Here is a 14,430-nt window from a genome sequence, read left to right as displayed (position 1 = left end):
GGGGCGCACCCCCGGTCAGGACACCGTCAGGACACCGTCAGGACGCGGCGGCGGGGGCGGCCTCGGCGGAGGCGGGGGCGTTCTCCGGGAAGTGGCAGGCGACGCGGTGGCCGCTGGCCAGCTCCTCCAGGGGCGGCTCGACCGTCTTGCAGATCTCCTGCGCCTTCCAGCAGCGGGTGTGGAAGCGGCAGGCGGGCGGCGGGTTGAGCGGGCTGGGCACGTCGCCGGCCAGCCGGATGCGCTCGCGCTCCTTGCGCGCCTTGGGGTCGGGCACGGGCACGGCCGACATCAGGGCGTTGGTGTACGGGTGCATCGGCGCGCTGTAGAGCTGCTTGCGGTCGCCGATCTCCACGATCTTGCCCAGGTACATGACGGCCACCCGGTCGCTGATGTGCCGCACCACCGACAGGTCGTGGGCGATCACGACGTAGGTGAGGTCCAGCTCGTTCTGCAGGTCTTCGAGCAGGTTGACGACCTGGGCCTGGATGGAGACGTCGAGCGCGGAGACCGGCTCGTCGGCGATGATCAGCTTGGGCTTGAGCGCGAGGGTGCGGGCGATGCCGATGCGCTGCCGCTGGCCGCCGGAGAACTCGTGCGGGTAGCGGTTGTAGTGCTCGGGGTTGAGCCCGACCAGGGCGAGGATGTCCTGGACTGCGCGCTTGACGCCGTGCTCGGTCTTGACGCCCTGGATGCGGAACGGCGCGCCGACGATGGTGCCGACCGTGTGACGGGGGTTGAGCGACGAGTACGGGTCCTGGAAGATCATCTGCATGTCGCGGCGGAGCGGCCTCAGCTTGCCCTGCCCCATGTGCGTGATGTCCTCGCCCTCGAAGATCACCTTGCCGGCGGTGGGTTCGAGGAGCCGGGTGACCAGCCGGCCGGTGGTGGACTTGCCGCAGCCGGACTCCCCCACCAGGCCGAGCGTCTCGCCCTTGAACACGTCGAAGCTGATCCCGTCGACCGCCTTGACGGCGCCGACCTGCCGCTTGAGCAGGCCCTTCGTCACGGGGAAGTGCTTCTCCAGGCCCTGTACGGAAAGGAGCGGCTCGTTCTTGGGCTCGGTCACTGGGTCTCCAGCAGTGGCTTGATCTCGTTCTCCCACAGCTCCCGCCGCTCCGTCCGGTCCATGTGGCAGCGCACCAGGTGGCCGCCCTGGGTCTGGAGCAGCTCCGGGACCTCGGACTTGGCCTTGTCTCCGGTCCGCTCGACGTACGGGCAGCGAGGGTTGAAGGCGCAGCCCGGCGGCACGTTGATCAGCGACGGCGGGGAGCCCTTGATCGGCAGCAGCCGTTCGGTGGGCTCCCGGTCGAGCCGGGGCATCGATCCCAGTAGACCCCATGTGTAGGGGTGCTCGGGACGGTAGAAGATGTCGTCGGCGCTGCCGTACTCGATGCACTTGCCCGCGTACATGACCAGGATGTCGTCGGACAGCTCGGCCACCACGCCCAGGTCGTGGGTGATGATGATCAGCGCGGAGTTGAACTCGCGCTGCAGGTCGACCATGAGGTCGAGGATCTGGGCCTGCACGGTCACGTCGAGCGCGGTGGTGGGCTCGTCGGCGATGAGCAGCTCGGGGTCGCACGACAGCGCCATGGCGATCATGGCGCGCTGGCGCATGCCGCCGGAGAACTCGTGCGGGTAGGAGTCGACGCGGCGCTGCGGTTCGGGGATGCCGACCCGGCCGAGCATGTCGATGGCGTGCTTCTTCGCCACGGCCTTGGTGACCTTGTGGTGGATGCGGTACGCCTCGATGATCTGGTCGCCGACCGTGTAGAAGGGGTGCATCGACGACAGCGGATCCTGGAAGATCATCGCCATCTTCTTGCCGCGCAACCCTCGCACGTGCTCCTGGGAGGCGCCGACGAGCTCCTCGCCGTCGAGCCAGATCTCCCCGGAGACGTTGGCGCCCTTGCCCTTGTGCAGGCCGAGGATGCCGAGGCTGGTGACCGACTTGCCGGAGCCGGACTCGCCGACGATGCCGAGCGTCTTGCCGCGTTCGAGGTCGAACGTCAGCCCGTCGACGGACCTGACCAGGCCGTCGTCGGTCGGGAAGTGGATCTTGAGGTCCTTGACCTGGAGAAACGCACTCATGCCAGCCTCACCCTCGGGTCCACGACCGCGTAGAGCAGGTCGACGATCAGGTTGGCGACGATGATGAAGGCCGCCGCCACCAGGGTGACGCCCATCACCTGGGGCAGGTCGTTGCGTTCGATGGCGTCCCTGGCGTACTTGCCGATGCCGGGCAGCGAGAACGTGCTCTCGGTCAGCACCGCGCCGCCGAGCAGCAGGCCCAGGTCCAGGCCGAACATGGTCAGCACCGGGGTGAGCGTGGCTCTCAGCCCGTGTTTGAGCACCACGGCCCGCTCGGGCAGGCCCTTGGCTCTGGCCGTGCGTATGTAGTCCTCGGACATGGTCTCCAGCATGCCCGCCCTGGTGAGCCGGGCATAGCCGGCGGCGTACAGGAAGGCGAGCGTGATCCAGGGCAGCATCAGGTTGTTGGCCCAGGTGAGCGGGTCCTCGCTGAACGGCACCCAGTCGGCGACGTCGCCGACGAGGCCGAGCTGGTCGCGGAAGATGGCCAGCGACACGATGCCGGTGAAGAAGATCGGCAGCGACACGCCGGCCAGGGCGACGCCCATGGAGATGCGGTCGAAGAAACTGCCGCGCCGCAGCGCGGACACCACGCCGGTGGCCACGCCGAAGAAGACCCACACCAGGGCCGCGCCGAGCGCCAGCGACAGCGTGATCGGTATGCGGTCGAGCAGGTCGGGCAGGACCGGGTTCTGCGTGACGTACGAGTAGCCGAGGCAGGGCGCCGGGCACAGCTCGACGCCGGGGCCGTAGTTGCGCTCCACGCCGACGAAGATGCCCTTCACGAACCGCCCGTACTGGACCAGGAGCGGATCGTAGAACCCCAGCCGGATCGCCGTATCGTGGATGACCTGCTCGTTGGCGGCCTTGCCGACATAACGAGAGGCGAGGTCGTCAGCGGACATCCCAGCGAGCCGAGGCACGAGGAAGAAGATGGCGAACGTCGTGATGCTCACCACGAAGAGCAGCATGACGGCCGCTATCAACCGTCTGAGAATGTATGTGAACACTGATCTCGGCCATGGCGGCCGGGCCTCGTGAGCCCGGCCGCCGGAGCCTTCACCTGCTTTCGGCGTACGTGTCCGGCGGGATCGCCTGACCGGTTACTGGGTGCCCAGCGTGAGGTACTCGTACATGCCCCAGTTCTGGCTGACGAAGGCGTTCTTCAGCGTCGGCGGCCGGTAGAACAGGCCGTGCGCCCAGACGTAGGGCAGGATGAACGCCGAGTCCATGACCTGCTTGTCGACCTGCGCCCAGATGGCGTTGCGCTTGGCGGCGTCGGTCTCCCCGGCGGCCTGGTCGATGAGCTCGTCGATCTTCGGGTCCTTGACGCCGAGGTTGGTGTTACCGGCGTCGCGGATCACGCGGCTGTCGACGATCTGCTGGAAGAAGCCGAAGCCCTCGGGGTAGTCGGCGCCCCAGCCGTAGACCATGAGGCCGAGGTTGTTCTTCTTGGCGAAGTCGGGCTTGCCGGCGTACAGCTTGAAGTAGTCGCCCTGCGGGTAGCCCTTGATCTCCAGCTTGATGCCGATGCGGCCGAGCGACTGCTGCAGCGACTCGGCGGTCAGCTTCTCGGCGGCGCGCTCGTTGCGGTAGGAGATGGTGGTGCTGAAGCCGTTGGGCTGGCCGCAGGCCGTCAGCTCCTCCTTCGCCTTGGTGAGGTCGCCGGTCGGGTTGGCCTCGACGCCGTACGGGTCGATCTTCTGGTAGCCGGTCATCTTCGACGGCATGAGGCTGAGCGCGACGTCGCCGCCGGCGTCGGGGCCGCCGTAGGCGCCCTGGATCGCGGAGCGGTCGGCGGCGTACATCACGGCCTTGCGGCAGTGGATGTTGTCGAACGGCTTGACGTCACCGTTGATGTTGGTGAACCAGGTCCGGTCGATCGCGGCCGAGTCGGCGTACTGCTTGACCTTCGGGTCGGTCAGGACCGTCTTGCGGGCGTTGGCCGCCACGCCGGTGCTGTTGATCTTGACGTCGATCTTGCCGGACAGCAGGCGCTGGTCGAGGTCGTCCTCGTTCTGGCCGAGCAGCACCTCGACGGAGTCGTTGAGCTGCTTGCGGTTGGGGTCGGTGGCCGGGTCCCAGTTGGGGTTCTTCACGAGCTCGATGCGCTTGGTGAGCTCGTGCGACTTGAACATGTAGGGGCCGGTCGAGACCGGGTGCTCCTTGTACTTCGAGCCGGTGTCCTTGGCCGCGGGCACGGGGGCCGTCTGCGGGAGCATGGCGAAGTAGTCGAAGCCGCCGTAGGCCTTCTTCAGGTGGAAGACGACGGTGTAGTCATCAGGCGTCTCGACGGCCTTGAAGTCGTCGAGCTTGTCCTTCATCTTGTACGGGCCGGTGTAGCCCTGCAGGTCGAGCCAGTCGTTGAAGTAGGTCGGGCCGCTGGGCAGGATGTCCTTGTCCAGGGAGCGGGCCACGGCGTACTTGACGTCCTTCGACGTCACCGGGGTGCCGTCCTCGAACTTGATGCCCTTGCGCAGCTTGTACGTCCACGTCTTGCCGCCGTCGCTGGGCTTGCCCAGGTCCTCGGCCAGGTCGCCGACGAGCTGCAGGCCCTCTTCGCCCGGCACCGGCTTGAACATGGTCAGCGCGCGGGTGTAGAAGCGGGAGAAGTTCCACGCGTAGCCGTAGTACTGGTCGCCGGGGTCGACGGAGTCGAAGTCGCCCGGCATGCCCATGTGCAGGGTGCCGCCGGTCTTCTCCGACGGGTTGACGACCTGCGTGACACCCGCGTTGTACTGGCTCGCGGGCTTCTCGTCACTGCCGGTGCCGCTGGTGCTCTTGGCACCGCCACCGCCGCCACACGCCGAGACGACCACGGCGAGAGCGGCGGTCACCGCCACTGCCGACGCCTTTGATCTTGTCTTCATCGACCTGACACACCCCTTGTATCTAGGAGTTGAGAACTTGCTGAAAAACTCACGAGGGCTATCGGGCCTTGGGGTCGAAGGCGTCCCTGAGGCCGTCACCGAGCAGGTTGAACGCCAGCACGGTAATGAAGATCGCGAGACCGGGGAAGATCATGAAGTTGGGTGCCACCTGGTAGTTGTGGACGGCGTCCGACAACATGCCTCCCCACGTGGGAGTCGGCGGCCGCACGCCCACGCCGAGGAACGACAGCGCGGCCTCGAACAGGATGTTCGAGGGGATCAGCAGCGTCGAGTAGACGAGGATCGGCGCCAGGAGGTTGGGCAGGATCTCCTTGAACAGGATGGTGTGGTTGCGCGCGCCCAGGCTCCTGGAGGCGTCGACGAACTCCCGTTCACGGAGGGACAGCGTCTGACCTCGGATGATGCGTCCGATATAGGGCCAGTTGAAGAACCCGATGATGAACACCAGCAGGCTGATCCGCAGCGTGTCGCCCGACAGGCCGAACGCCTTGTCGGGGATGACGCCGGCCAGCGCCAGCGCGAACACCAGCAGCGGGAAGGCCAGGAAGATGTCCATGAGGCGGCTGATGACGGTGTCGACCCAGCCGCCGAAGAAGCCGGCGATCATCCCGAGGACGGTGCCGAGCACCACGCACAGCAGGGTCGCGAAGAACGCGATCAGCAGCGAGATGCGGGCCCCGTACAGGACGCGGCTGAACAGGTCGCGGCCCGAGTCGGGCTCCACGCCGAACAGGAAGTCGCCGCTGATGCCGCCGAAGGCGCCCAGCGGCGCGCCGATGGAGGGGTCGAGCTTCTCCCGGTGCCACTCACCCGGCGGGTGCCCGAACCACGACACCAGCAACGGGGCGAAGACGGCGACCAGGATGAGCAGCAGGATGACGATGCCACCGGTCATCGCGATGCGGTCGCGCTTGAGGCGCATCCACGCGATCTGCCCCAGGGAACGTCCCCTGATGACCGAGGTCTCCGTTCCCTCAAGAACGGTCTCCGGCCCTGCTTCGATGGCCGATTCCGGAACATCGAGCGGTGCGGTCATGCCAGTAGCCCCCTGGATTCCAGACGACATCGTCCGTGTCGGCGCGGTCCCGGTCAGGGTAGTGCGCCCATGCGAGCGAGGTCCGCCGTGTCGCGGCCCCAGGAGGCAGAATCTATGGCCTGAGCTGGTGTGACTAGTCCCTCTGAGCTCTATGTGGCTCAACTGTGATTGACCAGAAACTCATTCGTATCGATCTTGAGGAGAATGTCTACGAGCCGTCCCGGTTACGTCTCGGAACTGTGACACAGCCGATTTCGTCCTTGTATTCAGCTGATGCCACGCTTTTTGAGCAGCGCCTCGATATCGGAGAAGTCGTCCTCTGCCTTGGCGGTTTGCTTGGGAGGGACGGCGGGCTGCTGAGGCTTGGGCACGGTTTTGTTCGCTGAGGGCTTAACCTCGGGGGCCTCTCCGGGGGTCTTCTTCCTGAAGCTCGCCAGTTTCCGGCCGCGCATGACACCCGACGCGACGAACAGCACCGCCGACAGCCCTGCGACGGCGACACCCGCCCACACCAAGGGGTTGAACACCAGCTGCGTCACGAAACCCACGACGGTGGCGCCGATGGTCCACAACGCCTGCAGCGCGCCCGTCAGATAAGCCGCCACCGGCAGCAGCGCCCACGCCGCCATCCGCATGCCCGCGGCCGCCCCCCTGCGCCTGAAGGCCAGGAAGCTGAACACCAGGCCCACCGCGCTCAGTCCGGCGCACAGCGGCAGCCAGGCGATCGAATTGAACATCACGCCGCCCCTCATATCGACTACGTCTCCATCCTGGCACGCGAAACGCCACCCGCCGCTCCTCCGCAAGAACCACTTGCCCCCTAAGGGTCCGGCTCCCCATCCCTGGGCCGGCGGTCGCGATCGCGTCCGCGGGCGGGTGGCGGGTGCCGCGGCCGGCGACGTGCCGACGGGACGGCAAGCCCGATCGATCCGGCAGCGGCGGCACTCGTGCGGGCCGCCGTGGCGTTGAAGGCGCGGGTGCGCGGCGAGCACGGCGCGGACGCGGGGCGAGCACGGCGCGGACGCGGGGCGAGCACGGCGCGGACGCGGGGCGAGCACGGCGCGGACGCGGGGCGAGCACGGCGCGGACGCGGGGCGCCCAGCGGCGTCGACCGTACGGGAGCGGCGCGGCTCACGAGCTCGCCCCGCCCCGCGTGTTCCGGCGAGGCGAGCGAATGCGACACCGACGACTGGCTCATGCCGAGCACGGCGGCTGCCGCCCCGAGTCCAGGGCAATCAGCGCCCCGCCCCGGGCGGCGGCACCATCGGCGAGGAGGCCCAGCACGGTGCCGAGTAGGGGGCGCCGGGCGAACCAGCGGCGGCACCCAGCAAGCACGCGTGGAAGGTATTACGCGGCCAGCATGCGGCCGAGGGCGGGGCGGCCGGGACGCGGGGAGGCGGGGACTCGGGGAGGCGGGGACTCGGGGAGGTGAGGCGGATGGGGTGGGGGTCAGGTTGAGATGAGGGCGCGGAGGTCGGCGACGGTGACCTGCTCCAGGGACGGCACCACCAGCCGTCCGGGGGCGGGGTCGATGGCCAGCAGGCTCGGGACGGCCACCACCGCGCAGCCCGCCGCCGTCGCGGCCGCCACGCCGTTGGGAGAGTCCTCCAGCACCACGCACCGCACCGGCTCCACCCCGAGCAGCCGCGCAGCCGTCAGGTACGGCTCAGGGTCAGGTTTGGTACGGGTGACGTCGTCCGCCGTGACCACGACGTCGAACCGGTCGCGCCCCACGCTCTTGAGCACCGCCTCAGCGATCTCCTTCAGCGACGAGGTGACCAGCCCCACGGGCACCCCCTCGTCCCGCAGCGCCCCCAGCAGCTCCAAAGCACCCGGCATGACGTGCACGCCCGCCGTCAGCCGCCGCACCATCCCGCCAGTCATCCACTCTCGCACCATCTCGGCGGGCACATCGGCCCCCGAGACGGCCAGCATGTAGTCGACCGTTCGCTCCATGGATCCGCCCACCAGGTGGACCTGGTGCTCCGGTGTCCATTGAGCGCCGAGCCTGGCCATCACGTCCGTCTCGATCTCCAGCCAGACCCGCTCGCTGTCGACCAGCAGCCCGTCCATGTCGAAGAAGACCGCTTCCATGCATGCCCCCGATCGGTAGTGTTTTGCCCGCCATTGTCCCTGCCCCGCCCGGCGCGCGGAGAGGCCGCCCCCCGTCACCGCCCCCCGTCAACCGGCATCGGCATCGGCACCGGCACCGGTCGGTTCCGGAATCCGCTCGCTGGGTGGACGGATGTCTCGTGGGGCACTGCCGTCTGGGGAGCGGGCGCTGGCCATCCGTCCGAAGGGTCAACGGCATACCGACACGGTGCCGGGTGCCCCCTCCTCCGCCGCCAGTGAGCGCCGGTGGAGTGCCGGAGCGGGAAACCCCACGTCCGGCGACCGGTGAGCGATCGTCCGCCCGGGCTGGGAAGCCGCCATCCGCCCGCCGACCGGTGAGCGGCTGTCCGTCCGCCCTGGGCCGGGAAGCCGCCATCCGCCCGCCGGGCGGTGAAGGGCCGAGCGGGCGGTGAAGGGCGAGCGGGCGGGTGTGGGTCAGACGTTGAAGTATTTGGCCTCGGGGTGGTGGGCGACCAGGGCCGAGGTGGCCTGCTCCGGGTGGAGCTGGAACTCCTCCGACAGCGACACCCCGACGCGCTCGGGGTCGAGCAGCTCGAACAGCTGCTTCTGGTCCTCCAGGTTGGGGCAGGCCGGGTAGCCGAAGGAGTAGCGGCAGCCCTGGATGTTGACCTTGAGCATGTCGTCGAGCGACTCCTCGCCGCCGATCGACCACTCCGAGCGCACCCTGGCGTGCCAGTATTCGGCCAGCGCCTCGGTGAGCTGCACCGACAGGCCGTGGAGCTCGAGGTAGTCGCGGTAGGCGTCCTTGGCGAACAGCTCGGCCGTGGCCTCGGCGATCTTGGCGCCCATGGTGGCGACCTGGAAGCCGACCACGTCGACCTCGCCGGAGTCCTTGGCGCGGAAGAAGTCGGACAGGCACAGGTGGCGGTCGCGGCGCTGGCGCGGGAACGTGAAGCGGGTGCGCTCGCTGCCGTCGTCGTCGAGGATGATCAGCGAGTCGCCGTCGGAGACGCACGGGAAGTGGCCGTAGACGACGGCCGCCTCCAGCAGCCCCTCGGTCTGGATGCGGTCGAGCCACATGCGCAGCCGCGGCCGCCCCTCGAGCTCGACCAGCTCGTCGTAGTCGGGCCCCGAGCCGCCCCTGGTGGGCTTGAGCCCCCACTGGCCGAGGAACAGGGCGCGCTCGTCGAGGAAGGCGGCGTACTCGGTCAGGGAGATGCCCTTGACCACGCGGTCGCCGTAGAAGGGGACCGCGGGGACGGGGTTGTCGGCGGCCACGTCGGAGCGGGCGGGCAGCTCCTCGACAGGCGTGCGCTGCAGCACCGCGCCGGTCTTGACGCGCCGCTCGCGCAGCGGCGGCAGCGTCGCGCCCGCGACGCCGCGCTTGACCGCCATGAACGAGTCCATCAGCCGCAGCCCCTCGAACGCGTCGCGCGCGTAGCGCACCTCGCCCTCGAACAGCTCGGCCAGGTCCTGCTCGACGTAGGCGCGGGTCAGGGCGGCGCCGCCGAGCAGGACGGGGTATCTCTCGGACAGGCCCCTGGAGTTCATCTCCTCCAGGTTTTCCTTCATGATGACCGTCGACTTCACCAGCAGCCCCGACATGCCGATGACGTCGGCCTTCTGCTCGTCGGCGGCCTCGAGGATGGCCGAGACCGGCTGCTTGATGCCGAGGTTGACGACCTGGTAGCCGTTGTTGGACAGGATGATGTCGACGAGGTTCTTGCCGATGTCGTGCACGTCGCCCTTGACGGTGGCCAGCACGATGCGGCCCTTCGACTCGCCTTCGAGCCGGTCCATGTGGGGCTCGAGGTAGGCGACGGCGGCCTTCATGACCTCGGCCGACTGCAGCACGAACGGCAGCTGCATCTGCCCGGAGCCGAACAGCTCGCCCACCGTCTTCATGCCGTCGAGCAGCACGTCGTTGATGATCTCGAGGGCGGGGCGCTGCTCCAGCGCGGTGTCGAGGTCGGCCTCGAGGCCCTTGCGCTCGCCGTCGATGATGCGCCGCTTGAGCCGCTCCCACAGCGGCAGCGCGGCCAGCTCCTCGGCCTTGCCGGCGCGCAGGGCGGCCGCGTCGACGCCCTCGAACAGGTCCATGAACCGCTGCAGCGGGTCGTAGCCCTCGCGGCGGCGGTCGTAGACCATGTCGAGCGCGACCTGGCGCTGCTCGTCGGGGATGCGGGCCATCGGCAGGATCTTGGAGGCGTGCACGATGGCGGAGTCGAGCCCGGCGTTGACGCACTCGTTGAGGAAGACCGAGTTGAGCACCATGCGGGCGGCCGGGTTGAGGCCGAAGCTGATGTTGGACAGGCCCAGCGTGGTCTGCACGCCCGGGTAGCGGCGCTTGAGCTCGCGGATGGCCTCGATGGTCTCCAGGCCGTCGCGCCGGGTCTCCTCCTGGCCGGTGGCGATGGGGAAAGTGAGGCAGTCGACGATGATGTCCTCGACCCGCATGCCCCAGTTGGTGGTCAGGTCCTCGACGAGGCGGCTGGCCACGCGCACCTTCCAGTCGGCGGTGCGGGCCTGGCCCTCCTCGTCGATGGTGAGCGCGACGACGGCCGAGCCGTGCTCGCGGACGAGGCGCATGATCTTCTGGAAGCGGGAGTCGGGGCCGTCGCCGTCCTCGTAGTTGACGGAGTTGACCGCGGCGCGCCCGCCGAGCATCTCGAGACCGGCCTGCAGCACCGCGGGCTCGGTCGAGTCGAGCATGATCGGCAGCGTGGACGCGGTGGCGAACCGGAACGCCAGCTCCTTCATGTCGGCCACGCCGTCGCGGCCGACGTAGTCGACGCACAGGTCGAGCATGTGGGCGCCGTCGCGGGCCTGGTCACGGGCCGTCTCGACGCAGTCGTCCCAGGCGCCCGCCAGCATGGCCTCGCGGAAGGCCTTGGAGCCGTTGGTGTTGCAGCGCTCGCCGATGGCGAGGTAGGAGGTGTCCTGGCGGAACGGGACCGTCTGGTAGAGCGAGGACGCGCCAGGCTCGGGGTGCGGCCGGCGCGGCGCGACCTCCTTGCCGCGCACGCGCTCGACGACCTGGCGCAGGTGCTCGGGCGTGGTGCCGCAGCAGCCGCCGACCAGCGACAGGCCGTAGTCGCGGGTGAAGGTGCCGTGCGCGTCGGCCAGCTCCTGCGCGCTCAGCGGATAGTACGCGCCGTCGGCCGTCAGCACCGGCAGGCCGGCGTTGGGCATGCAGGAGAGCTTGAGCCGCGAGTGGCGGGCGAGGTAGCGCAGGTGCTCGCTCATCTCGGCGGGGCCGGTCGCGCAGTTGAGGCCCACGACGTCGACGCCGAGCGGCTCGATCGCGGTCAGCGCGGCGCCGATCTCGGAGCCGAGCAGCATCGCGCCGTTGGTCTCGATGGTCACCTGCGCGATGATCGGGATGTCGCGGCCGGAGGCTTCGGCGGCCCGCCTGGCGCCGATGACGGCGGCCTTGACCTGGAGCAGGTCCTGGCAGGTCTCGATGATCAGCGCGTCGGCGCCGCCCGCGATCAGGCCCGCGGCGTTGTCGCGGTAGGCGTCGCGCAGCAGGGCGTACGGCAGGTGGCCGAGCGTCGGCAGCTTGGTGCCGGGGCCCATGGAGCCGAGCACGAAGCGCGGCTGGTCGGGCGTGGACCAGTGGTCGGCGGCCTCGCGGGCGATCCGGGCCCCCGCCTCGGAGTATTCGAAGACGCGGTCGGAGATGTCGTATTCGCCGAGGGCGGCGAAGTTGGCGCCGAAGGTGTTGGTCTCGACGCAGTCGACGCCGACGGCGAAGTAGGCGTCGTGGACGCCGCGCACGATGTCGGGCCTGGTGACGTTGAGCACCTCGTTGCAGCCCTCGTGACCGTGGAAGTCGTCGAGCGTCGGGTCCTGGGCCTGGAGCATCGTGCCCATCGCCCCGTCGGCCACGATGACGCGCTGGGACAACACTTCTCGGAAGGACGGGGAGATGCTCATGGGGTAGAGCTTATCGGGTGCGCCTGGAGCCCTACTCTCAAGCGGCCCGTACGCCTGTTCGCTTTGGGCGCGAAATCGGGGCCTCCAGGGGCGTGAGCGTCCCGGTCCGCGGGACCCGGGCGGCTCTGGGGTGGGTGCCGGGCGCTATCGTACCGACTGTCAATTGAACGCCGCGTCCAATTGGGGGTCTCCGTGACCTACCGCACCGTACTCGTCGGCACCGACGGCTCGGCCTCCTCCTTCCGCGCCGTCTCCGCGGCGGGGTCCCTGGCCGCGGCGACCGGCGCCACCCTGGTCCTGGCCTGCGCGTACCTGCCGATGCGGGAGAGCGAGCGCGCCGCGGCCGCCGACCGGCTGGGCGACCTCGCGTACAAGGTGGGCGGCTCCACCCCGGCCGACGACGCCCTGCGCGCGGCGCGCGGGCACGCCGTGGCGGCCGGCGCCTCCGACGTGGTCCTGGCCGCCGAGCAGGGGGACGCCGTGGACGTGCTCGTCTCGCTGGCCGCCCGGCACCGCGCCGACCTGCTGGTGGTGGGCAATCGCGGGCTCAACAGCCTGGCGGGGCGGCTGCTCGGCTCCGTGCCGTCCGCGGTCTCCCACCGCGCCGCCTGCGATGTCCTGATCGTCCGCACGACCGACGGCCGCTGATCCTTCGCCGCTTGTCTTACGCGCACGCGCGCGCGAGGAGCCGGCGGGCGTCGCCTGGGCTGGGACGCGGATGGCGTAGGTCGCGGGGAGATCACGTATGCGCCGCAGCGGGTAGATACGTGGCCACAGGGGGCATATCAGGCGCATAGAACGGCACATTGCACACAAGGCACACCAACCGCACTGGGCACGCAGCCCGCACTGGACGCATCGGGCGCAGAGCGCGCACAGGGCGCAGGAGGCACGAGTGTGCAGGAGGCGGACGGTGCTGGAGCGCAGGAGGCGAAGGGCGGCGACGCAGGGGACGTGGGGCCGGCGAGGCGTGGCGGCGTGGAAGCCAGGAGGGTCGCGGGTGGTGGAGAAGCGCCGGAGCGCGAGAGGCGGGCCAGTGCGCACGGAGCGGACCGGGAGCGCACCGGGAGTGCCGGGAAGGCGCGGCGGTGCGAGTGGGTGCGCACGCCGGGGAAGGGCGGGAGTGCGGGAGAGGCGTCGCGGCGGTGCGAGTGGGCGGGGCGGGTGTGGGCGTGCGGGAGAGGGTGCGGATGGAGCGGTGGGAGGGGTGGGGAGTGGGAGAGCGAGTGGGTGTGGGAGGGCTGGAGGGGTTGCGGGTGGTGGAGGCGGGATAAGGGTGCAGGAGGCATGGGTGGCGCGGGGCGGCGTAGGGGTTTCGGGCGGGTTGAGCGGCGGGCTGGGATGGGTGGTGGGGAGGCGCGGTGAGGTGTTCGCCTGAGGGGACGGCGATGGCGCGTTCGCACGTGAGACGCAGGTTGCGCATTCGCGGGGAGATCGGTGACGCCGAGTACTCCCGACCGCATAGGCTTAGCGAGACGATGGAGAGAGGAGGCGACACGTGATAGAGCTCGAAAGGCTCCCCGAGCTCGTAGACCCGGTGCTCATTGCCGCGTTCGAGGGGTGGAACGACGCGGGCGAGGCCTCTAGCGGTGTGATCGCCCATCTCGAGTCCGCCTGGAAGGCCGAGCCGCTGATCGCGCTCGACCCGGACGACTACTACGACTTCCAGGTCACCCGGCCCGTCGTGGAGATGGGCGAGGGGCTGACGCGTTCGATCGTGTGGCCGACGACGCGCCTGCTGCGCGCCCGCCCGCCGGGTCTGGAGCGCGACGTCGTGCTGCTGCGCGGCATCGAGCCCAACATGCGCTGGCGCTCGTTCTGCGCCGACATCATCGAGATCTGCCGCGAGCTGGGCATCGAGCTTGCCGTCATGCTGGGCGCGCTGCTCAACGACTCGCCGCACACCCGGCCCGTGCCCATTCTCGGGGGCGCGACGGACGAGGCGCTGGCCCGTTCGACGAACCTGGAGCTGAGCCGCTACGAAGGCCCGACCGGCATCGTCGGGGTGCTGCAGCACGCGTTCGGCGAGGCGGGGCTGGACGCCATCTCGCTGTGGGCGTCGGTGCCGCACTACGTGGCCCAGCCGCCCAACCCGAAGGCGACGCTCGCGCTGCTGCGCCGCCTGGAGGACGTGCTGGAGATCCCCATGCCCCTGGGCGACCTCGACGAGGAGGCCCGCGCGTGGGAGCGCGGCGTCGACGAGCTGGCCTCGCAGGACAGCGAGGTGGCCGAGTACGTCAAGGAGTTGGAGGAGCGCAAGGACGCCGCCGAGTTGCCCGAGGCCAGCGGCGACGCGATCGCGGCGGAGTTCGAGCGCTACCTGCGCCGCCGGGACCGGGACACTGACAGCTAACCCTCAGGGATAAAAACCGCGAAATTTTCGGGATTTCGGGTAATAAT

General features: G+C 69.5%; 10 protein-coding genes. 2 read left to right on the top strand and 8 right to left on the bottom strand.

What is annotated here, in order from left to right; genetic code table 11:
- Positions 1 to 37: 37 nt before the first annotated feature.
- From AB0L65_RS39510 to metH, 8 genes are all read right to left on the bottom strand, one after another.
- A complete protein-coding gene (locus AB0L65_RS39510) occupies positions 38 to 1,066 on the bottom strand; it encodes a dipeptide ABC transporter ATP-binding protein (protein ID WP_350735355.1) in 1,029 nt (342 codons plus the stop codon).
- Positions 1,063 to 2,091: an ABC transporter ATP-binding protein gene (locus AB0L65_RS39505; RefSeq protein ID WP_350735353.1), complete on the bottom strand. Its 1,029-nt coding sequence runs from the start codon at positions 2,089 to 2,091 to the stop codon at positions 1,063 to 1,065. The genes AB0L65_RS39510 and AB0L65_RS39505 overlap by 4 nt, the downstream gene beginning before the upstream one ends.
- Entirely contained in the window at positions 2,088 to 3,101 is a 1,014-nt protein-coding gene (locus AB0L65_RS39500) for an ABC transporter permease (RefSeq protein WP_357742707.1), read from the bottom strand. Before AB0L65_RS39500 ends, AB0L65_RS39505 begins: the two co-directional genes overlap by 4 nt.
- A 93-nt stretch (positions 3,102 to 3,194) precedes the next feature.
- Complete coding sequence (locus AB0L65_RS39495) at positions 3,195 to 4,961, bottom strand: ABC transporter substrate-binding protein (protein WP_364256579.1); 1,767 nt, start codon at positions 4,959 to 4,961, stop codon at positions 3,195 to 3,197.
- 58 nt (positions 4,962 to 5,019) lie between these two features.
- Positions 5,020 to 6,018 (bottom strand): ABC transporter permease, encoded by a 999-nt coding sequence (locus tag AB0L65_RS39490; protein ID WP_364256576.1) that lies wholly within the window; start codon positions 6,016 to 6,018, stop codon positions 5,020 to 5,022.
- A gap of 266 nt (positions 6,019 to 6,284) precedes the next feature.
- On the bottom strand, positions 6,285 to 6,755 hold the full coding sequence (locus tag AB0L65_RS39485) for a cellulose synthase (protein ID WP_364256573.1): 471 nt from the start codon (positions 6,753 to 6,755) through the stop codon (positions 6,285 to 6,287).
- 712 nt (positions 6,756 to 7,467) lie between these two features.
- Positions 7,468 to 8,112 carry an HAD family phosphatase gene (locus tag AB0L65_RS39480; RefSeq protein ID WP_350735343.1) on the bottom strand — a complete coding sequence of 215 codons (645 nt, stop codon included), beginning with the start codon at positions 8,110 to 8,112 and terminating at the stop codon, positions 7,468 to 7,470.
- 453 nt (positions 8,113 to 8,565) lie between these two features.
- The gene (gene metH / locus AB0L65_RS39475; RefSeq protein WP_364256570.1) at positions 8,566 to 12,030 is read right to left on the bottom strand and encodes a methionine synthase; all 3,465 of its coding nucleotides are present in this window, start codon (positions 12,028 to 12,030) and stop codon (positions 8,566 to 8,568) included.
- A 192-nt stretch (positions 12,031 to 12,222) separates the two neighbouring features.
- Here metH and AB0L65_RS39470 point away from each other — a divergent pair, with 192 nt between their 5' ends.
- Positions 12,223 to 12,678 (top strand): universal stress protein, encoded by a 456-nt coding sequence (locus AB0L65_RS39470; RefSeq protein WP_355200827.1) that lies wholly within the window; start codon positions 12,223 to 12,225, stop codon positions 12,676 to 12,678.
- A gap of 850 nt (positions 12,679 to 13,528) precedes the next feature.
- Positions 13,529 to 14,383 carry a PAC2 family protein gene (locus AB0L65_RS39465; protein WP_350735337.1) on the top strand — a complete coding sequence of 285 codons (855 nt, stop codon included), beginning with the start codon at positions 13,529 to 13,531 and terminating at the stop codon, positions 14,381 to 14,383.
- Positions 14,384 to 14,430: the final 47 nt, after the last annotated feature.

Origin of the sequence: Nonomuraea sp. NPDC052116, from assembly GCF_040680035.1 — a bacterium.
GTDB lineage: Bacteria > Actinomycetota > Actinomycetes > Streptosporangiales > Streptosporangiaceae > Nonomuraea > Nonomuraea angiospora_A.
This window is presented reverse-complemented; position numbering and strand designations above follow the sequence as displayed.

Excerpts from the sequence above, each read along its gene's own strand:
- AB0L65_RS39490 (WP_364256576.1), bottom strand. The coding sequence starts at position 6,018 with ATGACCGCACCGCTCGATGTTCCGGAATCGGCCATCGAAGCAGGGCCG.
- AB0L65_RS39480 (WP_350735343.1), bottom strand. The coding sequence starts at position 8,112 with ATGGAAGCGGTCTTCTTCGACATGGACGGGCTGCTGGTCGACAGCGAG.
- AB0L65_RS39485 (WP_364256573.1), bottom strand. The coding sequence starts at position 6,755 with ATGTTCAATTCGATCGCCTGGCTGCCGCTGTGCGCCGGACTGAGCGCG.
- metH (WP_364256570.1), bottom strand. The coding sequence starts at position 12,030 with ATGAGCATCTCCCCGTCCTTCCGAGAAGTGTTGTCCCAGCGCGTCATC.
- AB0L65_RS39505 (WP_350735353.1), bottom strand. The coding sequence starts at position 2,091 with ATGAGTGCGTTTCTCCAGGTCAAGGACCTCAAGATCCACTTCCCGACC.
- AB0L65_RS39495 (WP_364256579.1), bottom strand. The coding sequence starts at position 4,961 with ATGAAGACAAGATCAAAGGCGTCGGCAGTGGCGGTGACCGCCGCTCTC.